This window comes from Clostridium sp. LBM24168 (genome assembly GCF_052953915.1).
Map to the genome: position 1 here is coordinate 2,036,449 of NZ_CP196861.1, position 24,604 is coordinate 2,061,052.

Genomic DNA, 24,604 nt, shown 5'->3' on the forward strand with positions numbered 1-24,604 from the left:
GTTTCTCGTATGAGTAAACGAATCAATTTGATAATTGCAGCATTAGTTATAGCAGGAACTTTGCCAGCTTTTACACCTAATACAGCAAAAGCCGCAGGAACTACTTGTCCTACTTCAGTAAATCAGCAAACTCTGTTAAAAGACATTCTAAATAAATATCCTCAATTAAAAAATTGTAAAATCATTAATTTGAAAAATACAACTACTAAAAATACAACAACAAGCACTCCTACAAAGTCTAAAAACAACACAACGCCGGTTGCTACAGCACCTGGAAACAATACAAAGACAAATGAAAATAGTGGACAAGCTCCTTCTATAAGTGCAGAAGCAAATGAAGTAATCAGATTGGTTAATGCAGAAAGAAGTAAAAATGGACTTGCTCCTCTCAAAGCTAATGCTGAATTATCCAAGGTAGCATCAGTTAAAGCGCAAGACATGATTGACAAAAACTATTTTAGTCATACTTCACCTACATATGGATCACCTTTTGACATGATGAAAAAATTTGGAATAAGCTATACAGCTGCAGGTGAAAATATCGCTTATGGCCAGAAAACTCCTGCAGAAGTAATGAATGCATGGATGAATTCCTCAGGTCACAGGGCAAATATATTGAATTCCAATTTCACTGAAATTGGAGTTGGAGTTGCTAAAGACAAAAATGGAACTCCGTACTGGGTTCAAATGTTTATAAACCCTGGGAAATAAACAAATTCATATTTTAAAAACCGGAAATATTTATTTATTTCCGGTTTTTCTACCTGTTTATTACTTTTATCTGCATTCCGCTCATGACATCCAGGGCCTTTTCGTTCAAACTTTCATCATTGCTTGCAGTGCAGAGTGTATCTACTATGATCTCTGCTTCCGGAAGTGCGGCCTTTGCCAAAACAGCATTTGATATTACACAGATATTGGATACCACACCTACCAATTCAACACTTTGGAATTCATTTTCTCTTAAATAATCTGCTAGTTCTAATGATCCAAAGGTTACCTTTTCAAAACTTTTGACGGTATCATCAGACAGATCATAAACTTTTCCGTATAAATTCCAACCTTTTGTACTCTTTATACAATGCTTTACAGGTAAATTTTTTCCCTCCTGTGTATTTAAATAACCTTCATCATGAGTATCAAGCGTAAAAACCACTTCATATCCATTTTTCTTATATTTTTCAATCTTTTCTACAATTCTATCCTCCAGTTCAACCGCTTTGTCAAATCCAAGACTCCCATTCACAAAGTCATTTTGATAATCCACCACAACAAGTATCTTTTTCATCATTATTACCTCTTTTACCATATATATATACTCTTTTTTATTATATCATATGCTAAAATCAATCCAAATATAAATACTTTTCCACAACCCTTAGCTATTTCTAGGCATGTGTTGTATACATTTTCAAGTCAGCACTCAATTTCCTATTAAAGGTTACTTTATAATTTTCGATAATAACGTATGTAAAAGTTTTAACAATCAAAATTGGGGGGAACGATTATGTCTATAAGAAAAAAACTACCTTTAGTTATTGCAATTTTAGTATCCATCGCACTTTTATCTACCAATTTAACATCCTATTTCATAAGTTCTAAAACAGTACATTCACAAAACAATGATCTGCTGCTTAATGACGTCAATAAGGAAAAACAGACAATCAATTCCTTAATAATCGGTGAACAAAAAGAGGCTGAACTTTTGTCATCTGAAAAATCAATAATTGAAACATCCAAATTAAGGCTTAAGCAGCCTAATAATGACTTCTTTTCTGACAAAAACACAAGCCTTAAAGCTTCAAACAAATTTGTAGGTGATAGGTACAACAAATTGGAACTTCATGAACATTTATTTGTTGCAGATAGAAATGGAACAAATATTATAGACAGTAAGAAGAATTTAAGAGTAAATGTAAAAGATAGGGATTATTTCAAAAAAGCACTTGCAGGACAATCTAATATCAGTGATACCGTAATTTCAAAAATTGATGGTAGAGCACTTGTACTATTTGCTGCTCCGGTTAAAGACGAAAAGGGACAAGTTATTTCAGTAATGGTTAATTCGGTATATGTAGATTATTTTAGTAAATATTTAAATGGTTCAACAACTGATGATTCTAAATATATGTATCTTGTAGATTCAACTGGAACGATCCTAGCACATCCAGCAAAGAACACCATTGCAAAGCCATCTGAAAGTTCTATAATTAAATCCGTTGTTTCGAAACTAAAAAATGGTGAAAAAGTATCACCAGGTATAGGTAACTATACATATAAAGGTGTACCAAAGATTGAATCTTATGATGTAGTACCTGGTACCAATTGGATTATTGCATCTACCACTAAGATATCTGTACTAAATGCTTCAGTAAATGCCCTACTGAGAAATACTTTAATAATTACACTGATTGCGGTTATTTTATCAATTATAATAGGAATAACCATTTCAAGGAAGATAACCACACCTATAAATGAATTGGTTGAAATTATGGGAAATGCTTCAAAAGGTGATTTAACAGTAAAATCAAATCTGAATTCAAAAGATGAACTTGGCAATTTATCAAACAGTTTCAATAAAATGACTGAAAACATGAAATCGCTTATTGGAAATATAAATTCATCTATGGATACAGTTTCTTCCACAGTAAGCACTATAGTTGAAACAACAGACAATACATCCCTTTCGATTGAAGACGTAGCTAAAACTGTTCAACAAATAGCAGAAGGTGCGTCACATCAATCCGAAATCGTCGAAGTTGTTGTAGGAAAAACTACCAAACTTGGAGATGAAATTAACAAATTAAATTCTTATTCTAAGGATATGAAGTCAAGTTCCGATGAAATTGTAAATGTAAATATCAGTTCAAAAAAAGCTATGGAAAAGCTGATAGATAAAACTAAACAAAATGATGCTGCTATTGAAAGAGTTTACGATATTATAGATAAGCTAAGAGTGCTTTCTTCTAACATAGGCACTATTACTGAAGCTATCAGCGGAATATCGGATCAGACAAATCTACTTGCATTAAATGCAGCTATAGAAGCTGCAAGAGCTGGTGAAGCGGGTAAAGGATTTGCAGTAGTTGCTGAAGAAGTAAGAAAGCTTGCTGAACAGTCTTCAGATTCAGCAAAAAATATAGAAAAAATAATTACTGACATTCAGGATAAAACAAATGATGCTGTACAAATTGTTTCAAATGTTAAAGAGCATGTTGCAGAACAAGCTGATGCTGTTAATGAAACTGGTACAATATTTAAAAATATATCAACAAACATAATGACTATTGCTTCAAAAATTGAAAATGTAAACAAGTCTCTATCCTACATGAATTCCAGCAAAGAGGATGCTATCAATGAGATCCAAAATGTTTCAGCAGTTACTGAAGAAACAGCTGCATCATCTGAAGAGGTATCTGCTTCTACCGAAGAACAATCTGCTGCTATGCATGAATTAGCTGATTCTATAGAGAAACTTCACCAAATGATAGAGGGATTATCAAATGCTGTAAAGATATTTAAAATTTAGTTGTTCCCTCCTACAGGCCTATGATTTTTCCCCTATATATCCATCGGCATATGGGAATACCTTCCCAAAGCTGATGGGATTTTATATTGCATAAGATTCAATAATTTTCTTGTAAAAGTGAGCAAATTGGATTAAATACCTGGAATATGGAACATACATGGTAAAAAAACCAGTTCACTATGGTATTCCCGTGTAAAAATAAATTTGACATATATGAGTATTATTGATATAAATAATGTAGCATATATGTTGCATTTATAGCATATATAGCTTATAATTATTAATATAAGTAACATATATGTACCAGATAGATTTTGATAATATAGATAAATTTTTATGGGAGGAATAAAATAATGTCTGTAAAAGTTGCAATTAATGGTTTTGGAAGAATAGGGAGATTGGTTTTAAGGATTGCCCAGGAGAGAATGAAGGAAACTGTTGACATTGTGGCAATCAATGCCAGAGCAGATAATGAAACCCTTGTGCACCTTTTTAAATATGATTCCTGTTATGGCAGGTTTAAAGGAAATGTACGAGCAGGGGAAAATTCCATGTTTGTAAACGATTCTGAAATAAAGATTTTTAGAGAAAGTGACCCTGAAAATTTACCATGGGACAAATTAAATGTTGACATAGTTGTAGAATCTACAGGAAAATTTAAAACCAGAGAAAGTTTATATAAGCATATAAAAGCTGGAGCAAAAAAAGTTATACTTACAGCTCCTGCCAAAGATGAAGACATATGTATAGTTATGGGAGTAAATGAAGAAGAGTTTGATGTAAAATCCCATAATATTATTTCAAATGCATCTTGTACAACCAATTGTCTAGCTCCTTTTGCAAAGGTTTTGGATGAAAACTTCGGTATTGTAAATGGCTTTATGACCACAGTTCATTCATATACTAATGATCAAAAACTGCTTGATAAAACCCATAAGGATTTAAGAAGGGCAAGGGCAGCTGGACAATCTATAATTCCAACTACCACAGGAGCAGCCAAAGCAGTTGCAAAAGTACTTCCAAATTTAAAGGGAAAATTAAATGGACTTGCCTTCAGAGTACCTACAGCTACAGTTTCCGTTACTGATTTGGTATGTCAACTTTCAAAATCCGTTACGGCAGATGAAATAAATAAAGCTTTTAAAAGAGCTGCAGAAGGACCTATGGAAGGAATATTAGGATATTCCGATGAACCATTAGTATCAATAGATTATAAAGGAGATAATAGGTCTTCTATAGTAGACGGGCTTTCAACGATGGTATCAGGCAACATGGCAAAAATAGTATCCTGGTATGATAATGAATGGGCCTATTCTTGTAGAACCGTAGATCTTGTAAATTATATTGCGGGAAAAATGGAAAAAAATTCTGAAAGTGCTAAAGAAATAGCATCATTATAGAATATAACTTTAATTAAATTCAGCTAAATTATAAATTTTTCTATAATACGGAATTGTATCCTACTATATTTAATCAAAACTGATAAATCAGTAAGTTGTTACTGTATTAACGGATACAATTCCTCTTCCCCTATAAATCTTATCTTTATATAAATTCATGTTAATTTCCACTTTATATAAAATATAACTTAAAAATATATAACTTAAAAATTTAGTATAATTATACTAAATTATTTTTTAATATCGACGATAATATACTGTTGTTATCTGTAAAATAATTTTATTAATAGCAGGAGGTAAAGCATGAACAGATCTAAAAAGTTGGTATTTTCTTTTTTTATCTCGGCATCTCTCATGAGTATCAATCCCCTCATGTATGATAATGTCCATGCTACTGGTATTACACCCAACACTCACAGCAGTGCTTACACCAGTGAAGGAAACATCTTTGCAAAATGCGGATATACAGGGCAGTGTACCTGGTTTACATATGGAAGAGTTCTCGAAAAATTGGGCATTTCGCTACCTTCAGAATTCTACGGGAACGCCATAGATTGGTGGTATGCTAATGCAAGGGATGGCATATATTCCTATGGAACCGAGCCAAGGGCAAATTCAATTGCAGTATGGAGCGGGGGCTCAAAAGGATATGGACATGTTGGTTTTGTAGAACAGGTAGATGGAAATACTGTATATTTAAATGAAGGCAATTTCAATATCAGAGGCGCTTATGATGGAAGTGTAAAAACATTATCAAAAGCACAGATGCAAAATAGAGGCAATATATTCTTAAAGGGATACATATATGTTGGGTCAGGAAGTTCATCTTCTCCACATACTTCCACACAAATTGTACAGACAACTGTAAAGTCTGGAATTGTAAATGTATCCAGTTCAAGTTCATTGAATATCAGAAGCGGGGCAAATACTTCTTTTGGAGTAATTGGCAGCTTGAGAAGCGGTCAATCCGTTCAAATCGTTGGAACAGTTGGTAATTGGTATAAAATCAAGTTAAATTCTACTTATGGTTATGTAAATGCCGATTATATAAAAAGTGGAAATGCACTCAGCTCATCAATAGGACAAGGTTCTGGAGACGGCAGTACAGTATCCTTAAAAGTTGGATATGTAAAATTGAATGATGCTTCTTCAGTATTGAATCTGAGAAATTCACCTAATGGTTCTATCATAGGAGCTCTTTCAAACTCAACTAAATTAAATATAATTGGAACAAGCGGAAGCTGGTATAAAGTCAGTGTAAATGGAAAAACTGGTTACGTTTCATCGAGTTATGTAACTACTTCACAGTCAAACACAACTTTGAGCAACAGTTCAAGTTCCAAAAAATTGGGTAGGGTAATCTTAAAAAATCCTTCCTCATCATTAAATTTAAGGCTAAGTCCATGGACAGGACGTGTAATTGCATCACTTTCAAATGGAACTAATGTCACTATATTAGGTACAAGCGGATTATGGTATAAGGTATCGGTAGGAACAACTAGTGGATATGTTCATTCTGATTATATAAAATTACAAAATTAATGCATAAAAAAGACAAACATTAATGTTTGTCTTTTTTATGCATTAATTTTATCTTTCATTTTAGCAGCCAGCTTATCCAAAAGTTCATCTTTATCAAGACCATCTTCCGGAAAAGTAACTGATGAACTTACAAGATGATATTGTGAATAATTAGAATCCTGGCTTTTAATATTATTATATAAAGCCTCCATTTTACTCATTCTATATTTCGCCATATTTGCACTACATTTTGGAAGAACTGATATAAATGTAGAAAGTCCATATTTTTCAAATAAATCCGGAGTTTTAAAAAATTGCCTTAAATTTTCATAGAGAATATCCATAAAAATTAGATAGCTGTCCTTAACTTCTATTTTTTCGTCTGTTTTTTTCACGTTCAGTTTCACTAAACTTGACATAGCAACCGATAATTTAGTATTTTCAACTTTAGCCTTTTCTATCTGTTTATTAATATACTGTTGAAAATTCAAATATTTTATTTCTCCAGAATCGTTATCATTTTTATAGGACTTAACAAGCTTTCTTATTCTCTCAATCAACATCTTAGTATTGAAAGGCTTTAAAATATACTCGGAAGTACCTTCCTTTATACATTTTATAAATGCATTTCTCGTATTTAATTTAGTAAGTATCATAACAGGAATATTTAATTCTTTTGCTTTAATTTTTTTAAGTATTTCAAATCCATCCTCAGTGCTAAGGCCAACTTCCAATATTATAAGACTTATGTCTTCCTTATTATCGGAAAGCTTATTAAAAAAATCAAAGGAGCTGTTTGATTCACACACTTCCAACCCCATATTTTCAACTGTATCCTTAACCCTGTATCTCATATACGCCATGTCATCCAATATTATAACTTTATCCATAATCATTCCATTCATCCTAATTAATAATTTTTGTAGTCGTAAATACCTATATGTTAATTATCGAACAATCTTCCTAATTTTTAATACACATTTTAATACATATAAAAAATAAATTTTATATGTATCAAAGCATTCCTCCATCCACAGTTATAACCTGACCTGTTACATATTTAGAAGATTCACTGCATAGAAAAGCTACAATTCTGCTTATATCTTCGGTTTTCCCAAATCTACCTACCGGTATCTCACACATCAGGTCATCTTTTTCCTCTTTACTGAGCCAGTCATTCATGCGTGTATCAATGACTCCCGGTGCTACTGCATTTATTCTTATATTTGACGGAGCCATTTCCTTTGCAATGGATTTAGTAAATGAATTTACTGCCCCTTTGGCAGCTGAATATACAGTCTCACAGGAAGCACCTACATTACCCCATATAGATGATATGTTTACTATATTCCCATCTTTTCTTGGAATCATGTACTTTAATGCACAATGTGTACAATTAAATACCCCTTTCAAATCAATATCTATCATTTTATTCCACTGTTCTTCCTGCATGTCTACAAAAAGCCCTATGTATGATATCCCTGCATTGTTTACAAGTATATCAATTTTTCCCATGTATTTAACCGTATACTCCATCAACTTTTTTACATTTTCATATATACTGACATCACATTGAATTGCTACAGCTGCAGCTCCATAATTCTTTATTCTACTTACAGTATCCTCTGCTTCAGCTTTGCTATTCTTGTAATTTACAACGATATTAGCGCCACATCTAGCAAGTTCAACAGCTATAGATTTTCCTATACCCTTCGATGCCCCTGTCACTACTGCTACTTTACCGCACAAATTCTCCAATTAAGAATACACTCCCTATATTTAATAATAAATACTTTCTTGTATTATTATACACTAAATTATTTTGAATTTTAAATATTTCACTATTATCAATTATATATTTTTTGCAGAGGTTTTTTATTTGCGTTGATTTTAACAATATGTTATAATTCTTTCTATAATTTTAATATCGGATGAAGATAATTGAATTTATAAAGACTATTATCTGACGTACCTCTGGAGAGACTCTATTTGGGGCGCCGAAGGGGAAAGCTGGAATTGATTCTGGTGAAACTCTCAGGTAAAAGGACAGGGATTTTATTGGGATGAATCTTGATTCCCATTCAAAGTTGATTTTCCAGAGACTAGTCATTTAGTCTCTTTTATTTTTCTTCAAATGATATATCAATATAAAAAGGGAGCGGTAAAAATGAAGGCTTTTATAACTGTACTTGGAAAGGACAAAGTTGGAATAATACATGAAATAACCTCAATATTATCTGAAAACAACATAAATATTCTGGACATAAATCAGACACTGATAAAAGGTTACTTCACAATGATAATGCTTGTAGACATATCCATGATGAAAGTTAGCTTTAATTCATTAAAAGATATCCTTACACAGAAAGCTGATGAAATAAAAGTTTCAATTAAAATACAGCGGGAGGATATATTCACATCCATGCATGAGATATAAGTATCATCTACAATATTAAATTATTATATAGAGGGTGTTTTAATGATTAATTCTAAAAATATAATTGAAACAATAAACATGATCGAAAAAGAAAATCTTGATATACGAACAATTACTATGGGCATATCTTTACTGGACTGTATAGACAGTGATGGTAAAAAATGCAGAGCTAAAATATATGACAAAATAACCAAATATGCTGAAAATCTGGTTAAGACTGCCAATGACATAGAAACAGAATATGGAATACCTATAATACATAAAAGAGTTTCCATTACACCTATTTCATTTATTGCCCAGGCAAGTTCAGATTCTGATTACGTAGAATTTGCAAAAACTCTTGATAAAGCTACTAAAACCCTTGGTATTGATTTTATAGGAGGTTTCTCAGCCCTTGTACATAAAGGCTATTCAAAAGGCGACAAAATTCTTATAGATTCCATACCTGAAGCCCTTGCTGTTACTGAAAAAGTGTGTTCATCCGTAAATGTGGGAAGTACAAAAGCCGGGATAAACATGGATGCAGTAAAGCATATGGGAACCATAGTAAAAAAAGCTGCCTATCTCACAAGGGAAAATGAAAGTATAGGATGTGCCAAGCTTGTAATATTTGCAAATGCAGTTGAAGACAATCCTTTTATGGCAGGTGCCTTTCACGGTGTAGGTGAGGCCGAGGCAATAATCAATGTAGGGGTAAGTGGCCCTGGCGTTGTCAAATGTGCACTTGAAGAAATAAAAGGTGAGAATTTCAATGTAGTTGCTGAAACTATAAAAAAGACGGCATTTAAAATAACCAGAATGGGCCAGCTGGTAGCTGGAGAAGCTTCCAAAAGGTTGAATATACCTTTTGGAATAGTTGATCTGTCCCTTGCACCAACACCTGCTGTAGGTGACAGTGTAGCAAGGGTTCTGGAAGAACTAGGTTTAGAAAGCTGTGGATGTCCTGGAACAACTGCAGCACTTGCCCTTTTAAATGATGCAGTTAAAAAGGGAGGTATAATGGCAGCTTCCCAGGTTGGCGGTTTAAGTGGTGCCTTTATACCTGTAAGCGAGGATGAGGGAATGATAAGTGCTGTAAATGCAGGTTCATTGAACCTTGAAAAACTAGAGGCAATGACCTGCGTATGTTCTGTGGGTCTTGATATGATAGGAATCCCAGGAGATACACCTGAAGCTACTATATCTGCCATAATTGCCGATGAAGCGGCTATCGGAATGATAAACAACAAGACAACCGCCGTAAGAGTAATCCCTGTTTATGGGAAATCCATTGGGGATGAAGCTAATTTTGGCGGACTTCTCGGTAAGGCTCCCATAATGCCTGTAAGTAAATTTTCCAGTCAGGCTTTCATAGATAGAGGCGGTATAATTCCCGCTCCAATTCATAGTTTTAAAAATTAGCCTGTTATAAACTGCAGTTAAATTCAGTGTATTTTACTGCAGTTTTTTTAATTTCTATCCTTTTAATACAAAATTTTGATATAAAATGTATTTAGATATAGAAAAAATCAACGATAATACACTAGTTGTTATATATTGCTAACTTAATTATCATGGGGTGAAATATATGCCATTAAAGAAAAAATTATTAAGAATTAATGAATTGAAACCGGGAATGGTATCTGCTTCCAATATTACCTTTCAAAACAAGGTGCTGTTGGCTAAAGATATCTCAATCACAAAATCCATAATAGATAGATTAAAAAAGAACTATATTGTAAATGAAGTAGAAGTTTACCTTGAGGATGATTTCCAACCTTTGATTCTCAAAATTGAAACTGTGCAGGAACTTCAAGATACATTCAATGAGTTATCAATAAACTTGGAAGACATGTTTTACACAATATCGAATCTTAAGGTTCCTGAAATAGATGAAATAAGACAATTTGCAAAAAAAATACAGGAAGAATTCAATTCAACCGGGATGGTTATTAGAAACATAGTATTTTATGGTAGTGGGAATGATACTATCTACAGGCACAGCATTAATGTAGCTGCTATTAGCAGTATACTAGGCAAATGGATAGATCTCGATGAAAATGAGATAAATCTATTGACCTATTCTGCAGTATTGCATGACTTTGGTAAAATCAAATTGGATAAACATATACTGTCAAAAGGATATAATCTTACTTCTGAAGAGTATGACATCTTTAAAAAACATACAACCATAGGATACAATCTCGTTAAAAAAATTCCATACTTGAGCAACTCCGTAGCTTATGGAATATTGATGCATCATGAAAGAATGGATGGCTCTCTGGATATCCTCTTGGCATTAAAGATGATAAAATACATAAATTTGCTAAAATAATAGCTATTGCTGATCTATTTGATGAAGTAAACTCAAATAGATATTATAAAAATATAAGCGGTCCTTTTGAGGCATTGAAAGTAATTCAGAATGAAAGCCTTGGTAAATTGGATTGTCAATATTCAACTATATTCTTAAATCATATAATAGACTATTATATTGGGGAAAAAGTTCTCTTAAATAACGAGCAATCCTATAAAGTCATTCAAGTCAATATCAATGATTTAACAAATCCCCTGTTACTTGACAGCAATGGATTCCTTGATCTAAGAAAAGAAAAAAATCTTTATATCAAAAGTTTAGTTATTTGATATAAAGATTTTACACCTAATATTTTAAAAATGTAATGGTGAATGTACTTCCCTCTCCTAGATTACTGCTGGCACTAATAATTCCATGATGTGATTCTATTATGGATTTTGCCAGTGCCAGACCTATTCCTATTGATTCTTTATTTTTGGAGGTCCTGGCTCTGTAAAATCTCTTAAATATATTAGGTAAATCTTCTGTTGATATACCTTCCCCGTCATCTGATATTATAATTCGTCTATATATTGGATTTTCAATAATATTTATATCTATATTTCCTCCCTCTGCTACATGTTCGACACAATTCTTAATAATATTGATAAACGCTTCGCAAATCCATTCCCTGTCATGTGGAAATACAATTTCACTTTCCTGACTTAAATTAATTTTTATTTTTGCACTTTTTATTTTTTCATCAAGTGCCTCAAGTGAATACATCACAGTTTCATTTAAGCTCTGTGATTCCATATTAAATTGAATTGCCCTAGCATCAAGTCTTGCAAGTCTCAATATGCTTTTAATAAGCCAATTCATCCTATACAATTGATTTCTGCTGTTAATTAAAAAAACATTCGATTGTTCTTTTGAGACCTGTTTATTTAAAAGAATGTCATTATAAACTATCATGGAGGAAAGAGGTGTTTTTAGCTGATGGGATATATCTGACAGCAGTTCAACCAAAAATTGCTTTTCCTTTTTAAGCTCACTTAGATTGTTTCTTATTATTTCTTTCATGGAATTAAATGAGATTGAAAGCTTTGAAAAATCTCCTTCTCTATCCTCTGCCATAGATATATCATAATCACCATCTATTATTTTTCTTGCACCAATATTCAGTCTTCTTATTCTCTCATAAAAATATCCATGCTGAATATAATTTAGAATGAACAATATAACGGTTACAGTAAAAATCTCTATAAATACAAAAAAATTATACTTTATATATGATTTATTAATATATGGGAAAAGTCCATTTTCCAGATCTTCAGTTAAACCATACTGTCCCAGTATCTGCTCTCCGTATATTTCATCCTTATCATCTGTTTTAGTTGTAATAGCCGGCATTATTTCTTTTATAATTTTGGGGTCATTTTTGCCCACTTTCGTGACAACAGCCCCGAAAGTCTTTATGTAATCCCTTTTTAAGTTATAATAATACATTTTCATAGTTAAAATCATAACAATAAAGAATATAACATTTAAAGATAAAAGAACTACAGAGCTCATTTTAAGCTCTGGATTAATAAAATATCTTTTCATATATATCTACTCCTTAATGACACTTTTGTTCCACATATATCCGAATCCTCTCTGAGTTACTATATACTCTGGGTTTCTAGGATTATCTTCTATTTTTTCTCTCATTCTTCTTATATAAACTGACAGTGTATTTTCATCAAAAAAGGATTTTTCACCCTCAATAAGCCTATTCAATATCTCATCCCTCTTCATGAGAATTCCAGGGCTATTTAAAAATATGAGAAGCAGCTTATACTCTTGTGCTGTAAGCACTAATTTTTTGTCACCTTTTTTAACCATGGCATTTGTAGTATCAACTGTTATATTCCCGCTTTGAAATCTGCTACCTGAAGATTCCTTCTTATAGTTTCTCCTTATTATAGCCTTTATTCTGGACAAAAGTTCTCTCACTCCAAAAGGTTTAGTTATGTAGTCATCTCCACCTATTTCAAGACCAAGCACAATGTTTACCTCCTCATCAAGGGCGGTTAAAAACACTATTGGGACATCACTTCTACTTCTTATGTATTTACACAGATCATATCCACTTCCATCAGGCAGATTTATGTCCAAAATTACGAGATGAAATTCTTCATCTTTCATAATTTCCTTTGTATCCTTAACCGTAGACACTTTAAAAACTTTATAGCCCTCATCATTTAAAGTAAATTCTATCCCGGTTGCAAGGGCGCTGTCATCTTCCACCAACAACAATTTATACATTGGACTCTACCTCACTATCAATAATAAATACAATTTTACCATTTCCAGGCTGATGATATCAATTAAGATTTGATTATCTGCCTTTTTTAATGGAAAAAATAAAATCATCTATAATAAATTCAAAACTATCCTCCACATCAGGTTTATGCTGAAAGTATCCAAGAAAAGTTAATGATACAAATCCATGCAAAATGCTCCTCAATTCGCGGCTTTTATGAACCAAAATCACCTTATTATCTATATAAAAATTCAGAATACTTCGAATAATGCTCATGGTTTCTCGTGCCATACTATTTATTTTCTCATCTTTCGTACTGGGAATATTCATGAAAAGTTTATAAGCCTCTCTGTTTTCAAAAGCAAAATTTCGATAAATACGAGCAAATTGCCTGATTGCGTCCTCTCCACTTTTACCTACAAGTCCCTGCATCAATTTAAAATTTAATATACGAATAACATATACTGTCATCTCTGTTTTAAGAGCATCCATGTTATTAAAATAATTATATAAAGACGGATATTTTATATACAGTCTGTCTGCAATCTTCTGAAAGGTAACTTTATCAAGGCCAATTTCCTCAGCTAGTGTAAAAGCAGCCTTAATTATTTTTTCAGCAGTCAGGTTCCTTTTTTGCATGAATATATCTCTCCTTACATTTATCTATAAACATAGTTTAACATTACAATTCACGCTTATCAACTTTTAAACTATATTATTATTTGATAAATTATAAATTATAATTTATAATTATATTTAATAGCAATAAAGAAAGGTCAAGAGTTATATGAAATTATGGAAAAAGAATTTAATGGTTTGTTGGTTTGGAATGTTTGTGACAAGCATAGGAATGAGTCAAATTGCTCCCGTATTGCCTTTATATATAAGACACATGGGTATCTCCGAGACTTCTTTAATTGAACAATTTTCAGGAATTGCATTTGGTGCCACATTTATAATTTCAGCTATTTTTTCACCAATTTGGGGTCATGCTGCTGATAAATTTGGGAGAAAACCAATGCTTCTTCGTGCAAGTCTTGGTATGTCAATAGTTATAGGAAGCATTGGCTTTGCACATAACGTATATGAGCTGATAGGATTGAGATTGCTTCAGGGTGTTATAACAGGCTATAGCACCGCCTGTACTACATTGATTGCAACCCAAACGGATAACGAACATGCTGGGTGGGCTTTAGGTACACTTTCAACCTCAAGTATTTCAGGTTCTTTACTCGGACCGGTAATTGGCGGTTTTATAGAAGAAAATTTTGGATTGAAGAATGTATTTTTCATAACAGGTGCTTTACTCTTAATTGCATTTATCATAACAGCCTTATTTGTAAAAGAATCTTTCACATATCAAAATAAGAAGGCACTAAATATTAAAGAGGTATGGAACAGTATACCAGATAAAGACTTGACTATTGTAATGTTTATTACAACTTTCATGTTAACAATGGCATTATACTCTGCCGAGCCAATTATAACTGTATATGTCACTCAACTATTACATAATTCAAATCACGTTGCATTGATTGCCGGGATAACATTTTCAGCTTCAGGTTTTGCAAACATAATCGCAGCTCCACAACTGGGAAAACTTTCAGATAAAATTGGTACTCAGAAAATTATACTGACAGCTCTTATAGCAGCAGGATTGATTTTTATACCACAAGCAATTGTAAAAAGCCCATGGCAGCTTATGGGCCTCAGATTTTTATTGGGACTGGTAATGGGTGGACTTAACCCTTCTGTAAATGTATTAATCAAAAAAATCACTCCAGATTTTCTTACAGGTAGAATTTTTGGATTTAATATCTCAGCACAATATTTAGGAGTATTTGGAGGTTCAATTTTAGGAGGACAGATATCTGCTTATTTAGGTATAAGATATGTATTTATTATTACAGGTACGTTACTTTTAATAAATGCAGTATGGGTTTATTTCAAGGTGTATAAAAAACTTAGTTTTAATTATAGTCTACGAAATTAACATTATACCACCAGATATAATTAAAAATCAGATAATCCTTAAGTTTAGATGGAGTTACTCATAAGGACTGCCTTTCTCCACCTGAACCTTTTGCTCAGCTTAAACGGATTCATGCCTGCAATAGGATAAAACTGTAAGAATTAGAAACAAAGGAACAGCAGCAGCCGATGCGGTAATCATTACATAGGGTGACCAGAAGCTGTGGGATCCCAAGCTGAGAAAATTAAGTTCTGTCAAATTAACCCCGAAACTGTTTCCCATTCCTGTCCCTCCTGAAGGCAGAATAACCCTCAGCCAGTTCATTACATTACTTCCTGAAATGGAGGAAATTATGAGAGGCAACAGGCAGAATACAATAGCCAATATCATCGAATTCATTGTGTTTCTGCAGTTTGCAGACAGAAACAGCGTAAAGCTGACAGTGGCAATAAGTGTAAGAAGGCCTGCAGCTGCAGTGATCATCTCAAATTGACCTACATTTATGGCAGGAAAGCAGATGGCTCCCACACTTTGAATTGAAGTTTTTAAACTGTCCCACCCGAATACACTGTTTTCAACCAAAAGGAAGCTGGAAATACATACTGCAAAGGTTATGCCACAGATAAGGACAGCAGAAATTATCCTGAATACAGCAAGCTTTGTCCTGCCGTATTTGGTACATCTGAGTATATTATCCGATCCTGTCTGATATTCCGTGGAAAATATTGGTGCAGTGATAAATGTACACAGGAACACCAGCAGGAAGATCAAGATGATGAGGTAGCTCCCCGCATCGCTGCTGCCAAAACCATAGGTGAATTTGAAGGGCTTATCCACTTTTTCATAGATGGCAAGAGCCTGTTTCTGTGAAGAAGGCTGAATAACTCTATTTTTTATCTGCCAGGCGTATTTTTTATAGAAATTCTGTGCCGCTTCTCGGGGAGAAATCTTGCTTAAATCCGCAGGTGCCTTGGTCTGTGGATCTGCATAGACACTTTCCAGGCTATTTATTATATGTTGAAATGGAAGTATTTTTTTATCATGAATTTCCTGGGGAACATCGAACTTATAAATACTTCCGTACTTCTTTGCAACCTCCTGATAATTTTTAACTGCCTTTTTTATTTTATCCGGTGTAATATCCCCTTGAACTGTAATCTTCTTCATAAGCTGTACGGCTTTTATTCCTGAAACCGTGACACTGTTTCCATTCTCATTTACATAACTGCAATTTACAAAGGATATGGGAAAATAGGCCAAGGCTCCAGAAATTAGAATGGACGCCAGCAGCAAAATCCAGGTGGAACGGGTTTTCAATACCCTCTTCAATTCCAAATAAAAAATATTCATGTCAAATTTTCTCCTTTCCCATTTCCTGTTGTGGAAACAGCCATAGATACAGATCTTCCAGCCTTGGTGCAGCCTGCTTTGAATCAGGTATATCTGGAGTATCCGACAAGTACCTTATGGAAAGATTTCCATCTTTTTCGTTTAATATATTTACAATACGGACAGTTCTCTCATAACAGATGAGCTGTTCAGGTGGTATTATGCTCTCCCATACTCTGCCTTCAACAGTTTTCACAAGTTCATCAGTAGTTCCTTCTGAAATGATTTTTCCATCTTTCATGATGGCATTGCAGGTTGCAATGTATTCCACATCGGAGACAATATGGGTAGAAACAAGTACAATTCGATCTCTGGAAAATTCAGAAATAAATTTACGGAATTTCACACGCTCTCCCGGATCAAGGCCGCTGGTTGGTTCATCCAGGATCATCACCTCTGGATCATTTAAAAGTGCCTGTGCAATACCTACACGTCTTTTCATACCTCCGGAGAGTTTAGAGATTTTCTTTTTTCTCACTTCAGTGAGAGTAAGAACTTGGAGCAGTTCATCTATTTTAGTTTTTGTATGGTTTTTGGTAAGACCTTTCAGAGCTGCAACATATTTCAGGTAATCAATCACTGTAAATTCAGGGTAGAAACCAAAATCCTGGGGCAAATAGCCCAAAATGTCACGGTAAGCTCCCTTTAGCACTCCAATTTCAATTCCATCATACAATATCTTTCCTGAAGTCGGGGCGGTAATGCCTACCAGCATCTTTATCAGGCTGGTCTTTCCTGCACCATTTGCACCAAGAAGTCCCCATACACCAGGTGATATATTCAAGCTCACATTGTCAACAGCAGTTTTATCTTTATACTGCTTGGTCAAATTACATATTTCAAGTTCTATTTTTATCACTCCCTTGATTGATTTTGTATATTTTAACAAATACAGATCCTATTGGATTTCACTATTAACTTATATATCTGAAAAGCAAGAACTGCTGCAAAAAAGGCACTGAGCACAATCCACCCGGTTAAAGCTGCCTGGTAATAAGCCTGGGGTAACAATGTGTGAAACAGGGACTGCAGCAGTAATATAAAAAAGCAAAAAATTTCACAGGCAAACATATTATACTGACTGCAGCTACTCCAGAGAATGAAAATGCATCCACAGCAAGACACCAGAAAAGGCAGCAGCAGATAAAAAATTACTAAAACAGTGGAAATATTTACTTCACTAAATGTTACAAGAGAAACAGCCATAAGGAAAATACCGTCACCAAGACCAATCACAATGAGTCTTCCTGCCAATAATCCGTGCATTGACATAAATGCAGCTGCCTCCACTTCCTGCATCTTGTATTTATAAGATCTGTATAAAAATGGAAGGCCGGTCATAGTTGTGAAAATTGCAAACAGACAAAGCAGATCTGGCATATGGCGGGTTGCAATATACTTGAAGTCCTCCTGAAAAATTGTAGTGACCAGCAGACACATAAAAATCAATATTGATCCCTGAAATAGCCAAATTCTCCGTCCAATAAACGGGAGCTGACGAAGTAAAAATTCCAGATAGCCAATTCTCTCTCTTGACCTGCGCTTTTGATATTCACTATTTGCCAAGCTGATAGTTTTCTCAAGCTGTTCCTCATGATATACAGCAGATATATTCAGAGCTTTTTTTAAATCCAGACATAATCTTTTATTCATGAGCACCTTCTCCTTTCTTGATATTTCTTTCAATTTTCTTCAGTGCTGATCTCAGTCGGGACTGTACCGTCCGAAGTGGAATATTTTCTATCTCTGCAATTTCCCTCAAGGATAAATCCTGGGCAAAACGCAGCAGTACAATTTCCCTATGTTTTTCAGGAAGTTTCTGCACTAGATCCTTCAAGTCCAGATCAGCCTCCGCCTCTGCAAACCCCTTCTCCATATAGGACAGGTCTTGTGGCAGAGGTTCCGTTCTCTTTTTTCTCCAGATATCTGTGCATACATTGGAAGCTATTTTATAGATATAAGCTTTAAATTTTCCACTGTGTACATACTTTTTAAAATAACGTGCCACTTTTAAAAATGTTTCCTGGGCGGCGTCCTCTGCTGTCTGTCGATTTGGTGTATGCCATAGACAGTATCGAAATATATCCTTATAATAAAGGGCAATTAATTCATCCATATAAGCCATATCTTCATTTTTAATTTTTTGTAGTACCCTGCCCTTGTGAATCATTCTGTATCCTCCTAAACGACCTGCAAAAACCTTTTCTATATTATATAACGTTTATAAACATCAAAATGATTTAAAAACTGTCAATATTAAAGCCAAACATAAAGACATCGTAGTATCTCTTGAATAGTACGATGTCATCATATATTTATTGATTTGAAATCAACGTCAAACTCAAAACAAGAATGGGTTATACAACAAAAACATACCTGTAAATGAAAGTATAAGATAAAAACAGACTTCATGACGTGCTGGGAAAGACAGCTTTGTCTTATTGAAGCTATCGATTGATTTTCTATTCTCATTTTTGAATAAATAGAAAATCGTCCACCCCAAAAATGCCCCCAGAGTATTCATTATCAAATCATCTATATCAGTAGCACGCATATTCAAAAGCTGACTTAATTCAATTGCCAGCGAAAAAAGCAGCCCCGTATATGTCACTTTCAAACATGATCTGAATTGTCTCCAGATAAATGGCAGAAGAAAACCAAAAGGCATGAACATTATGCTGTTTGCCACATGGGTCATGATTCCTCCAGAAGCAGGACTAAAAGGTGTTAAATTAAATTCAGTCAGCCGAACATTTGTCACTGGCATTTCGATATACCTTGTAAACTCATGAATATTTCCGGCTCCAGTACAAATAAATACAAGCATCAGGTATATGAAAAAAATATAAACCCATATAAAATGCTTCCAGCTATACCTGTGTCCATTTTTACTTTCTTCTGCAGCCATAATTATTTGAAATATGGCACAAAAAAATATCAGACACAAGTACTCATAAGATAAAACCTTAATAACCGTAATAAACATAATATTTTCATCTCCAATCAATATAATTTTTTAACCCCACATTATATATAACGATTTTGAAGCATAAAATACTTCAACAAAAACACAAACAGTGCACAATCCACTGTGAATTGTGAATTGTACACTGTCAACTGTAAATTACTAATAGTCTTCTCTTATTGTATCAATCAGATTTTCCCTGTTTATTCTGGAAAGAGGTGAAAGCACGGAAAGATATCCTATGGCCACAGCTGCAGCAGCTGCAATGGCTATTCCGCTCCAGGGAATCTGCCAGCTGAATTCTCTTACTTTCATCGTTCCCTGATACATCATATAAGAAAGTCCGCAGGATATTATGGAACCGTATATAGTTCCAATAACTGCATAGAGAAAGCCTTCCAGTACTATCATTTTTTTAAGTCCTTTCTGAGTGAGACCTATTGCCTTTAAAATGGCAAATTCCCTTCTCCTGAGTATTATATTGGTAGTAAGAGTATTTATGATATTCACGCTTCCAATAAGTGACACTACCACTACAAATCCATATACCAATATTTCAATCATTAAAATCACTGATTTTGCATTTCTGTTTTGATCAAGATGATTTATCAAACTGAGTGAGGAATCGGATTTTACAATATCTCCTATCTGATTTTTTGCGCTATCTTCTTCTTTTACATCCTTGATAGCAATATTGAGCCCTGTTGGTTTGATGTTATTTATTCCCGTAAGTTTCTCCACCACTTCCCTGGTAGTTATAAGTTTTGGTCCATTTTGTCCATACAGATCAAAAGGTTCATCTTTAAGAACTGCCAGCACCTTTACTTTTTTAATACCGACGCTGCTTTGGGCTGCCTCTTTATCGCTAATTTTAATATCTCCATTGTCTATTGAGGTAGTATTGGTTTTACTGTTGTACTTCAGAAATATTTCATCACCGGATTTTATGTCTGCCACCGGACCCATGTAGGTTTTCTTTTCCTTTTTATTATAAACCCAATTTTTATTTACCAGAACAACACCATTTTCTTCATTTAATTTATTAATGTCTATATTTCCAGACTGCAGGTATTTCTTGGATGCCTCCAGTGCATTTTCATCATACACAGTGACAATTCCATTCATTGGCACTTTTTTTTCACCTTCTACTTCGGTTTCCTTGCCGTATATTCCATCTATAGTCTTTACTGCTTCTGTTTCCTTACTTTTATCTATAAATTCAACAAAATTGTATTCATTGTACATTTTGTATATCTTACTCACTGAATTCAAATCACTTATATCCTCTATGATCTGATCCTTTATAAAACTATTTTTCCCATTTGACTGAAGTGAAAAATGTATATTCTTGGACTCATTGGCACTATCTGATAAATTCAAAGCCATATCCATGAAGGACTTGAAGGTGACAAAAAGCACCACGCTTATGGCTATAGAAAATACAGTTATTCTGTATCTTTTCCTGTTCCTCTTTATATTCTTGTAGGCCATATTCCCTTCAAACTTGAACAATTTTCCCACAATTATATTCTTTCTCCTTTTTATCTTTTCCTTTACAATAGATGTCCTTCCACTTATGGCGGTAAGCGGAGAAATTCTCCCAGCAAACAGTGCAGGCAGCAGCGCAGATATATATATGGCCGCTATTGAAACTGCAGCACTTATAAGCATGACTTCAGGTGATATGGATACTTTCATTATGATGGAAATCATATCCCCCCCAATTATCTTGAAGGCAAAATTTATGGCAAAAATAGCTATAATACCACATACAAGTCCTAGAGGCACACCTATGATTGAAAGTACCGATGCCTCCCTAAGCACTATTTTTCTGATCTGGGCCGGAGTGGCGCCTATTGCCCTCAAGAGACCGAACTGCCTCATTCTCTCCACTACACTTATCTGGAAAGAATTATATATCACCGCAATTGCTGCGACAAGTACTATTCCTATTATAATCGCCACTGTAGAATACAGTCCGGACAATCCTGACTTGCCGTCTCCTCCCCCTTGTATATCTATAAGTGGAGAATTATTCACAACAGAAGCAGAAGTTCTACCGCCAACCTTTACTGTTTTGCTTTTTGGCAGGCCATCCAGCTCTGAAACTGCCTTTTTTAAATTCGTCTTTGAGCTTATTTCCGCAAGCAGCACTGATTTATGTCTGTCAATGTTGTTGTTCTTTGATAAAAAGATACCTGTTTTATTAACTTGGGTGCCTACGTTGTCCTGGAGTATTCCAGCAAGGGTGTATTCCCTGCCGCCCAACTTTATCTTATCACCTAATTTTGCATCCTTTTTCACATACCTGAGCACCCAGTTTTCCACAGCTGCCTCACGATCATTTTGCGGAAATCTCCCTGTCTTTATCCTATAGGGAAGAAGTTCAAGGGCACTATCCGAAGCTGTAACAGGACTTATACTTAAATCCTCATTTATCTTTATATTCTCACCCTGCTGATAAAAACCGCTGCGTGAAACCTTCGAGTTTTCTGTAACTTTTGCAGCAAGCTCTTTATCCGGAGCCGTATACATAACATGCCAGGAACCATACTTATCCTTTACACTTTCAATCTCCGCATTCTGCATGCTAACAATGAAAAACCCTATAGTGCTTATAAGTGCAGCAGATAATACTATTCCTATAACAGTGAGTATGCTTCTCTTTTTATTAGATCTAATGTATTTTCCCGTAAGCTTCTTGTAACTTGTAATCATATTGAATCACCACCTCTTTTTGTTTAATTGTTTTGCATATATTTATCTGAAACTATCCGTCCATCTTCAATAGTAATTATCCTATCTGCCATAGATGCTATATTTATATCGTGGGTAATCAGTACAAGAGTCTGATTATATTTCTGAGCTGTATATTTTAATAGTTCAATTACTTCTTTTGAGTTTTGGCTATCAAGATTTCCTGTAGGTTCATCTGCAAGAACTATGGATGGTTTGTTCAAAAGAGCTCTGCCAATGGAGACCCTTTGCTGTTGTCCTCCTGATAGCTCTGAAGGAAGATGTTTCTTTCTATCCTCAAGTCCAAGTAGCTTTATGATTTCGTTCAAATACTCTTCATCAATCCTGTCATTGTCAAGAAGTGCCGGAAGTGATATATTTTCTTCTACATCCAGAACAGGTATCAGATTGAAGAATTGAAACACAAATCCTATTTTTCTCCGTCTGAATACAGCGAGTCTGTTCTCCTTGTAATCATAGATATTTTCTCCTTCAATTATCACTTTGCCTGCAGTAGGTCTATCAAGGCCTCCAAGAAGATGCAGAAGCGTGCTCTTGCCTGAACCTGAAGCACCTACAATTGCTGCAAATTCTCCTTTGTTTACGGATAAATTTATATTTTTCAATGCTTCTACCTTGTTTTCACCTTTCCCATATACCTTAGTTAAGTTTTCCACCTTCAATATCTCCATTTTATACTTTCCCTCCTATCTATCTAAATTATAGGCGAATTTCATCTGCAGCTCCATGTCTGCTGCCTTACAAAATAAAATGCCGTCTTACAATTTTGTAACTTTGCAAGGTCTATAATAAATGCCAAAGTGCCAATTATTGTATTGATTTTTTGATATATTATTGATAAAATAAGTCATAACTATATAAAACGTTAATATAAATAGATTTTATGTAACATATTAATAACTTATAGCCATTTATATTACAAAATTATATAAAAACAAGGAGATGCATGACCATGAAAAAATTTTTAAAATGCAGTATTGCTATCGTTTTTGCAACAATTTTCTTATTATCTGGATGTAGTAATAATTCGACTTCACAAAAAACAGAAGAGAAAAAAATACAGACAAAAATTGTTACTGATACTGCAGGTAAAAAGGTAGAAGTACCCGTAAATGTAAAAAGAGTGGCGGATGCCTGGCAAGCTCATAATTCAATTGTAGCAATGCTTGGAGGAGGAGATAAAATTGTTGCAACTGTTCTAACACAAAAAATGGCACCATGGCTATATAAGGTAAATCCTCAAATGAATAATGCAACAACAACATTTAACAAAGACAGCACCCCAAATACAGAAGCACTTATGAAGACAAAACCCGATGTTGTATTTATACCTGTAAATGAAAAAAATGCAAATAAAATGTCACAATTGGGCATTCCAGCTGTACAATTAAATTTTACTGATTTTAACGGTTTAAAAAAATGCGTTGATCTTACAGGAGAAGTCCTAGGTGACAGTGCAAAAAAGAGAGCAGAAAAATATAATTCATATTTGGACAGCAAACTTAACATGATAAACAGTATAACATCCAAACTACCAGAAGACAAAAAGCCTAAAGTTCTACACATAACCTCAATATCACCACTTATTGTAGATGGCAGTGATACAATAATTGACAATTGGATAAAAGTGTCCGGTGGAGTGAATGCAGCTAAGGACATAAAAGGGAATAATAAAAAAATATCTATGGAACAAATATTAAAATGGAATCCTGATGTCATTATATTAGGTATTAATACTTTAATGAAGGTAAACAGCGGTAAAAAAGTTATGGACAATTTATTAAAGGATCCTGTACTGCAGAAAACAAGTGCGGTAAAATCTAAAAGGATATACTTTAATCCATTTGGTGCTTTTTACTGGGATAGATACAGTGCAGAGGAAGCACTACAAGTACAATGGGCTGCAAAAATTCTATATCCAGATAAGTTTTCAAATATAGATATAATTAAAGAAACCAGATACTTTTACAAGACATTTTTCGATTATGATCTTTCAAATGAAGAAGCTAACAAAATTATCAACGACGAACCCCCTGCTGAGTAAACTACAA

General features: G+C 34.0%; 23 protein-coding genes, 1 pseudogene and 1 riboswitch. Of the genes and pseudogenes, 11 read left to right on the forward strand and 13 right to left on the reverse strand.

The annotated features are described in order from the left end of the window. The first annotated feature begins 9 nt into the window (after positions 1 to 9). Entirely contained in the window at positions 10 to 711 is a 702-nt protein-coding gene (locus ACSVC9_RS10010) for a CAP domain-containing protein (protein ID WP_446897350.1), read from the forward strand. A 49-nt stretch (positions 712 to 760) separates the two neighbouring features. Here the strand turns inward: ACSVC9_RS10010 and ACSVC9_RS10015 are convergent, their stop codons facing one another. Continuing rightward, positions 761 to 1,288, reverse strand: coding sequence for a cysteine hydrolase family protein (locus tag ACSVC9_RS10015; RefSeq protein ID WP_446897351.1), 528 nt, complete (start codon positions 1,286 to 1,288; stop codon positions 761 to 763). 219 nt (positions 1,289 to 1,507) lie between these two features. Between ACSVC9_RS10015 and ACSVC9_RS10020 the strand changes: the two genes are divergently transcribed. The 3 genes from ACSVC9_RS10020 (at position 1,508) to ACSVC9_RS10030 (ending at position 6,471) form a co-directional block, all read left to right on the forward strand. Then, positions 1,508 to 3,529: a methyl-accepting chemotaxis protein gene (locus ACSVC9_RS10020; RefSeq protein WP_446897352.1), complete on the forward strand. Its 2,022-nt coding sequence runs from the start codon at positions 1,508 to 1,510 to the stop codon at positions 3,527 to 3,529. 353 nt (positions 3,530 to 3,882) lie between these two features. Further along, on the forward strand, positions 3,883 to 4,929 hold the full coding sequence (gene gap, locus ACSVC9_RS10025) for a type I glyceraldehyde-3-phosphate dehydrogenase (RefSeq protein ID WP_446897353.1): 1,047 nt from the start codon (positions 3,883 to 3,885) through the stop codon (positions 4,927 to 4,929). Positions 4,930 to 5,232: 303 nt separating this feature from the next. Next, positions 5,233 to 6,471, forward strand: coding sequence for an SH3 domain-containing protein (locus ACSVC9_RS10030; RefSeq protein WP_446897354.1), 1,239 nt, complete (start codon positions 5,233 to 5,235; stop codon positions 6,469 to 6,471). A 35-nt stretch (positions 6,472 to 6,506) separates the two neighbouring features. Here ACSVC9_RS10030 and ACSVC9_RS10035 read toward each other — a convergent pair whose 3' ends face one another. Both ACSVC9_RS10035 and ymfI read right to left on the reverse strand, forming a co-directional pair. Further along, positions 6,507 to 7,346, reverse strand: coding sequence for a response regulator (locus ACSVC9_RS10035; RefSeq protein WP_446897355.1), 840 nt, complete (start codon positions 7,344 to 7,346; stop codon positions 6,507 to 6,509). Positions 7,347 to 7,464: 118 nt separating this feature from the next. Continuing rightward, a complete protein-coding gene (ymfI, locus tag ACSVC9_RS10040) occupies positions 7,465 to 8,208 on the reverse strand; it encodes an elongation factor P 5-aminopentanone reductase (RefSeq protein WP_446897356.1) in 744 nt (247 codons plus the stop codon). Between the two features lie 206 nt (positions 8,209 to 8,414). After that, positions 8,415 to 8,510: riboswitch (glycine riboswitch) on the forward strand. Positions 8,511 to 8,617: 107 nt separating this feature from the next. Between ymfI and ACSVC9_RS10045 the strand changes: the two genes are divergently transcribed. From ACSVC9_RS10045 to ACSVC9_RS10065, 5 genes and pseudogenes are all read left to right on the forward strand, one after another. Further along, on the forward strand, positions 8,618 to 8,887 hold the full coding sequence (locus tag ACSVC9_RS10045) for an ACT domain-containing protein (RefSeq protein ID WP_446897357.1): 270 nt from the start codon (positions 8,618 to 8,620) through the stop codon (positions 8,885 to 8,887). Between the two features lie 42 nt (positions 8,888 to 8,929). Then, positions 8,930 to 10,288, forward strand: coding sequence for a DUF711 family protein (locus tag ACSVC9_RS10050; RefSeq protein ID WP_446897358.1), 1,359 nt, complete (start codon positions 8,930 to 8,932; stop codon positions 10,286 to 10,288). Positions 10,289 to 10,454: 166 nt separating this feature from the next. Continuing rightward, positions 10,455 to 11,201 (forward strand): HD-GYP domain-containing protein, encoded by a 747-nt coding sequence (locus ACSVC9_RS10055; protein WP_446897359.1) that lies wholly within the window; start codon positions 10,455 to 10,457, stop codon positions 11,199 to 11,201. 5 nt (positions 11,202 to 11,206) lie between these two features. After that, positions 11,207 to 11,254: pseudogene (locus tag ACSVC9_RS10060) on the forward strand (hypothetical protein); the annotation flags it as partial. A 21-nt stretch (positions 11,255 to 11,275) separates the two neighbouring features. Continuing rightward, positions 11,276 to 11,512: a hypothetical protein gene (locus ACSVC9_RS10065; RefSeq protein WP_446897360.1), complete on the forward strand. Its 237-nt coding sequence runs from the start codon at positions 11,276 to 11,278 to the stop codon at positions 11,510 to 11,512. Between the two features lie 16 nt (positions 11,513 to 11,528). Here the strand turns inward: ACSVC9_RS10065 and ACSVC9_RS10070 are convergent, their stop codons facing one another. From ACSVC9_RS10070 to ACSVC9_RS10080, 3 genes are all read right to left on the reverse strand, one after another. After that, the gene (locus tag ACSVC9_RS10070; RefSeq protein ID WP_446897361.1) at positions 11,529 to 12,770 is read right to left on the reverse strand and encodes an ATP-binding protein; all 1,242 of its coding nucleotides are present in this window, start codon (positions 12,768 to 12,770) and stop codon (positions 11,529 to 11,531) included. 6 nt (positions 12,771 to 12,776) lie between these two features. Continuing rightward, complete coding sequence (locus ACSVC9_RS10075; RefSeq protein WP_446897362.1) at positions 12,777 to 13,472, reverse strand: response regulator transcription factor; 696 nt, start codon at positions 13,470 to 13,472, stop codon at positions 12,777 to 12,779. A gap of 73 nt (positions 13,473 to 13,545) precedes the next feature. Then, positions 13,546 to 14,109 (reverse strand): TetR/AcrR family transcriptional regulator, encoded by a 564-nt coding sequence (locus ACSVC9_RS10080; RefSeq protein ID WP_446897363.1) that lies wholly within the window; start codon positions 14,107 to 14,109, stop codon positions 13,546 to 13,548. Between the two features lie 148 nt (positions 14,110 to 14,257). On the opposite strand from ACSVC9_RS10080, the gene ACSVC9_RS10085 reads away from it, so the two are divergent. Further along, positions 14,258 to 15,463 (forward strand): multidrug efflux MFS transporter, encoded by a 1,206-nt coding sequence (locus ACSVC9_RS10085; protein ID WP_446897364.1) that lies wholly within the window; start codon positions 14,258 to 14,260, stop codon positions 15,461 to 15,463. Positions 15,464 to 15,562: 99 nt separating this feature from the next. Here ACSVC9_RS10085 and ACSVC9_RS10090 read toward each other — a convergent pair whose 3' ends face one another. The 7 genes from ACSVC9_RS10090 to ACSVC9_RS10120 all read right to left on the reverse strand — a co-directional run bounded on the left by ACSVC9_RS10090 (position 15,563) and on the right by ACSVC9_RS10120 (position 23,224). Beyond that, positions 15,563 to 16,792, reverse strand: a complete 1,230-nt coding sequence (locus ACSVC9_RS10090; protein ID WP_446897365.1) for an ABC transporter permease subunit — start codon at positions 16,790 to 16,792, stop codon at positions 15,563 to 15,565. 1 nt (position 16,793) lies between these two features. Then, positions 16,794 to 17,681, reverse strand: a complete 888-nt coding sequence (locus ACSVC9_RS10095) for an ABC transporter ATP-binding protein (protein WP_446899842.1) — start codon at positions 17,679 to 17,681, stop codon at positions 16,794 to 16,796. 32 nt (positions 17,682 to 17,713) lie between these two features. Next, complete coding sequence (locus ACSVC9_RS10100; RefSeq protein ID WP_446897366.1) at positions 17,714 to 18,484, reverse strand: hypothetical protein; 771 nt, start codon at positions 18,482 to 18,484, stop codon at positions 17,714 to 17,716. Further along, the gene (locus ACSVC9_RS10105; RefSeq protein ID WP_446897367.1) at positions 18,477 to 19,001 is read right to left on the reverse strand and encodes an RNA polymerase sigma factor; all 525 of its coding nucleotides are present in this window, start codon (positions 18,999 to 19,001) and stop codon (positions 18,477 to 18,479) included. Before ACSVC9_RS10105 ends, ACSVC9_RS10100 begins: the two co-directional genes overlap by 8 nt. A 171-nt stretch (positions 19,002 to 19,172) precedes the next feature. Further along, positions 19,173 to 19,817, reverse strand: coding sequence for a VanZ family protein (locus ACSVC9_RS10110; RefSeq protein WP_446897368.1), 645 nt, complete (start codon positions 19,815 to 19,817; stop codon positions 19,173 to 19,175). Positions 19,818 to 19,958: 141 nt separating this feature from the next. Beyond that, positions 19,959 to 22,514 (reverse strand): FtsX-like permease family protein, encoded by a 2,556-nt coding sequence (locus ACSVC9_RS10115; protein WP_446897369.1) that lies wholly within the window; start codon positions 22,512 to 22,514, stop codon positions 19,959 to 19,961. A 23-nt stretch (positions 22,515 to 22,537) separates the two neighbouring features. Then, entirely contained in the window at positions 22,538 to 23,224 is a 687-nt protein-coding gene (locus tag ACSVC9_RS10120) for an ABC transporter ATP-binding protein (protein ID WP_446897370.1), read from the reverse strand. Between the two features lie 281 nt (positions 23,225 to 23,505). On the opposite strand from ACSVC9_RS10120, the gene ACSVC9_RS10125 reads away from it, so the two are divergent. Continuing rightward, positions 23,506 to 24,597, forward strand: a complete 1,092-nt coding sequence (locus ACSVC9_RS10125) for an ABC transporter substrate-binding protein (protein ID WP_446897371.1) — start codon at positions 23,506 to 23,508, stop codon at positions 24,595 to 24,597. Positions 24,598 to 24,604: the final 7 nt, after the last annotated feature.

Bases quoted from the DNA above. Each gene is read 5' to 3' on its own strand.
- ACSVC9_RS10075 (WP_446897362.1), bottom strand. From the start codon at position 13,472: ATGTATAAATTGTTGTTGGTGGAAGATGACAGCGCCCTTGCAACCGGG.
- ACSVC9_RS10080 (WP_446897363.1), bottom strand. From the start codon at position 14,109: ATGCAAAAAAGGAACCTGACTGCTGAAAAAATAATTAAGGCTGCTTTT.
- ACSVC9_RS10120 (WP_446897370.1), bottom strand. From the start codon at position 23,224: ATGGAGATATTGAAGGTGGAAAACTTAACTAAGGTATATGGGAAAGGT.
- ACSVC9_RS10050 (WP_446897358.1), top strand. From the start codon at position 8,930: ATGATTAATTCTAAAAATATAATTGAAACAATAAACATGATCGAAAAA.
- ACSVC9_RS10100 (WP_446897366.1), bottom strand. From the start codon at position 18,484: ATGAATAAAAGATTATGTCTGGATTTAAAAAAAGCTCTGAATATATCT.
- ACSVC9_RS10015 (WP_446897351.1), bottom strand. From the start codon at position 1,288: ATGAAAAAGATACTTGTTGTGGTGGATTATCAAAATGACTTTGTGAAT.
- ACSVC9_RS10115 (WP_446897369.1), bottom strand. From the start codon at position 22,514: ATGATTACAAGTTACAAGAAGCTTACGGGAAAATACATTAGATCTAAT.
- ACSVC9_RS10055 (WP_446897359.1), top strand. From the start codon at position 10,455: ATGCCATTAAAGAAAAAATTATTAAGAATTAATGAATTGAAACCGGGA.
- ACSVC9_RS10020 (WP_446897352.1), top strand. From the start codon at position 1,508: ATGTCTATAAGAAAAAAACTACCTTTAGTTATTGCAATTTTAGTATCC.
- ACSVC9_RS10030 (WP_446897354.1), top strand. From the start codon at position 5,233: ATGAACAGATCTAAAAAGTTGGTATTTTCTTTTTTTATCTCGGCATCT.
- ACSVC9_RS10105 (WP_446897367.1), bottom strand. From the start codon at position 19,001: ATGATTCACAAGGGCAGGGTACTACAAAAAATTAAAAATGAAGATATG.
- gap (WP_446897353.1), top strand. From the start codon at position 3,883: ATGTCTGTAAAAGTTGCAATTAATGGTTTTGGAAGAATAGGGAGATTG.
- ACSVC9_RS10045 (WP_446897357.1), top strand. From the start codon at position 8,618: ATGAAGGCTTTTATAACTGTACTTGGAAAGGACAAAGTTGGAATAATA.
- ACSVC9_RS10110 (WP_446897368.1), bottom strand. From the start codon at position 19,817: ATGTTTATTACGGTTATTAAGGTTTTATCTTATGAGTACTTGTGTCTG.
- ACSVC9_RS10090 (WP_446897365.1), bottom strand. From the start codon at position 16,792: ATGAATATTTTTTATTTGGAATTGAAGAGGGTATTGAAAACCCGTTCC.
- ACSVC9_RS10125 (WP_446897371.1), top strand. From the start codon at position 23,506: ATGAAAAAATTTTTAAAATGCAGTATTGCTATCGTTTTTGCAACAATT.
- ACSVC9_RS10070 (WP_446897361.1), bottom strand. From the start codon at position 12,770: ATGAAAAGATATTTTATTAATCCAGAGCTTAAAATGAGCTCTGTAGTT.
- ACSVC9_RS10085 (WP_446897364.1), top strand. From the start codon at position 14,258: ATGAAATTATGGAAAAAGAATTTAATGGTTTGTTGGTTTGGAATGTTT.
- ACSVC9_RS10010 (WP_446897350.1), top strand. From the start codon at position 10: ATGAGTAAACGAATCAATTTGATAATTGCAGCATTAGTTATAGCAGGA.
- ACSVC9_RS10035 (WP_446897355.1), bottom strand. From the start codon at position 7,346: ATGATTATGGATAAAGTTATAATATTGGATGACATGGCGTATATGAGA.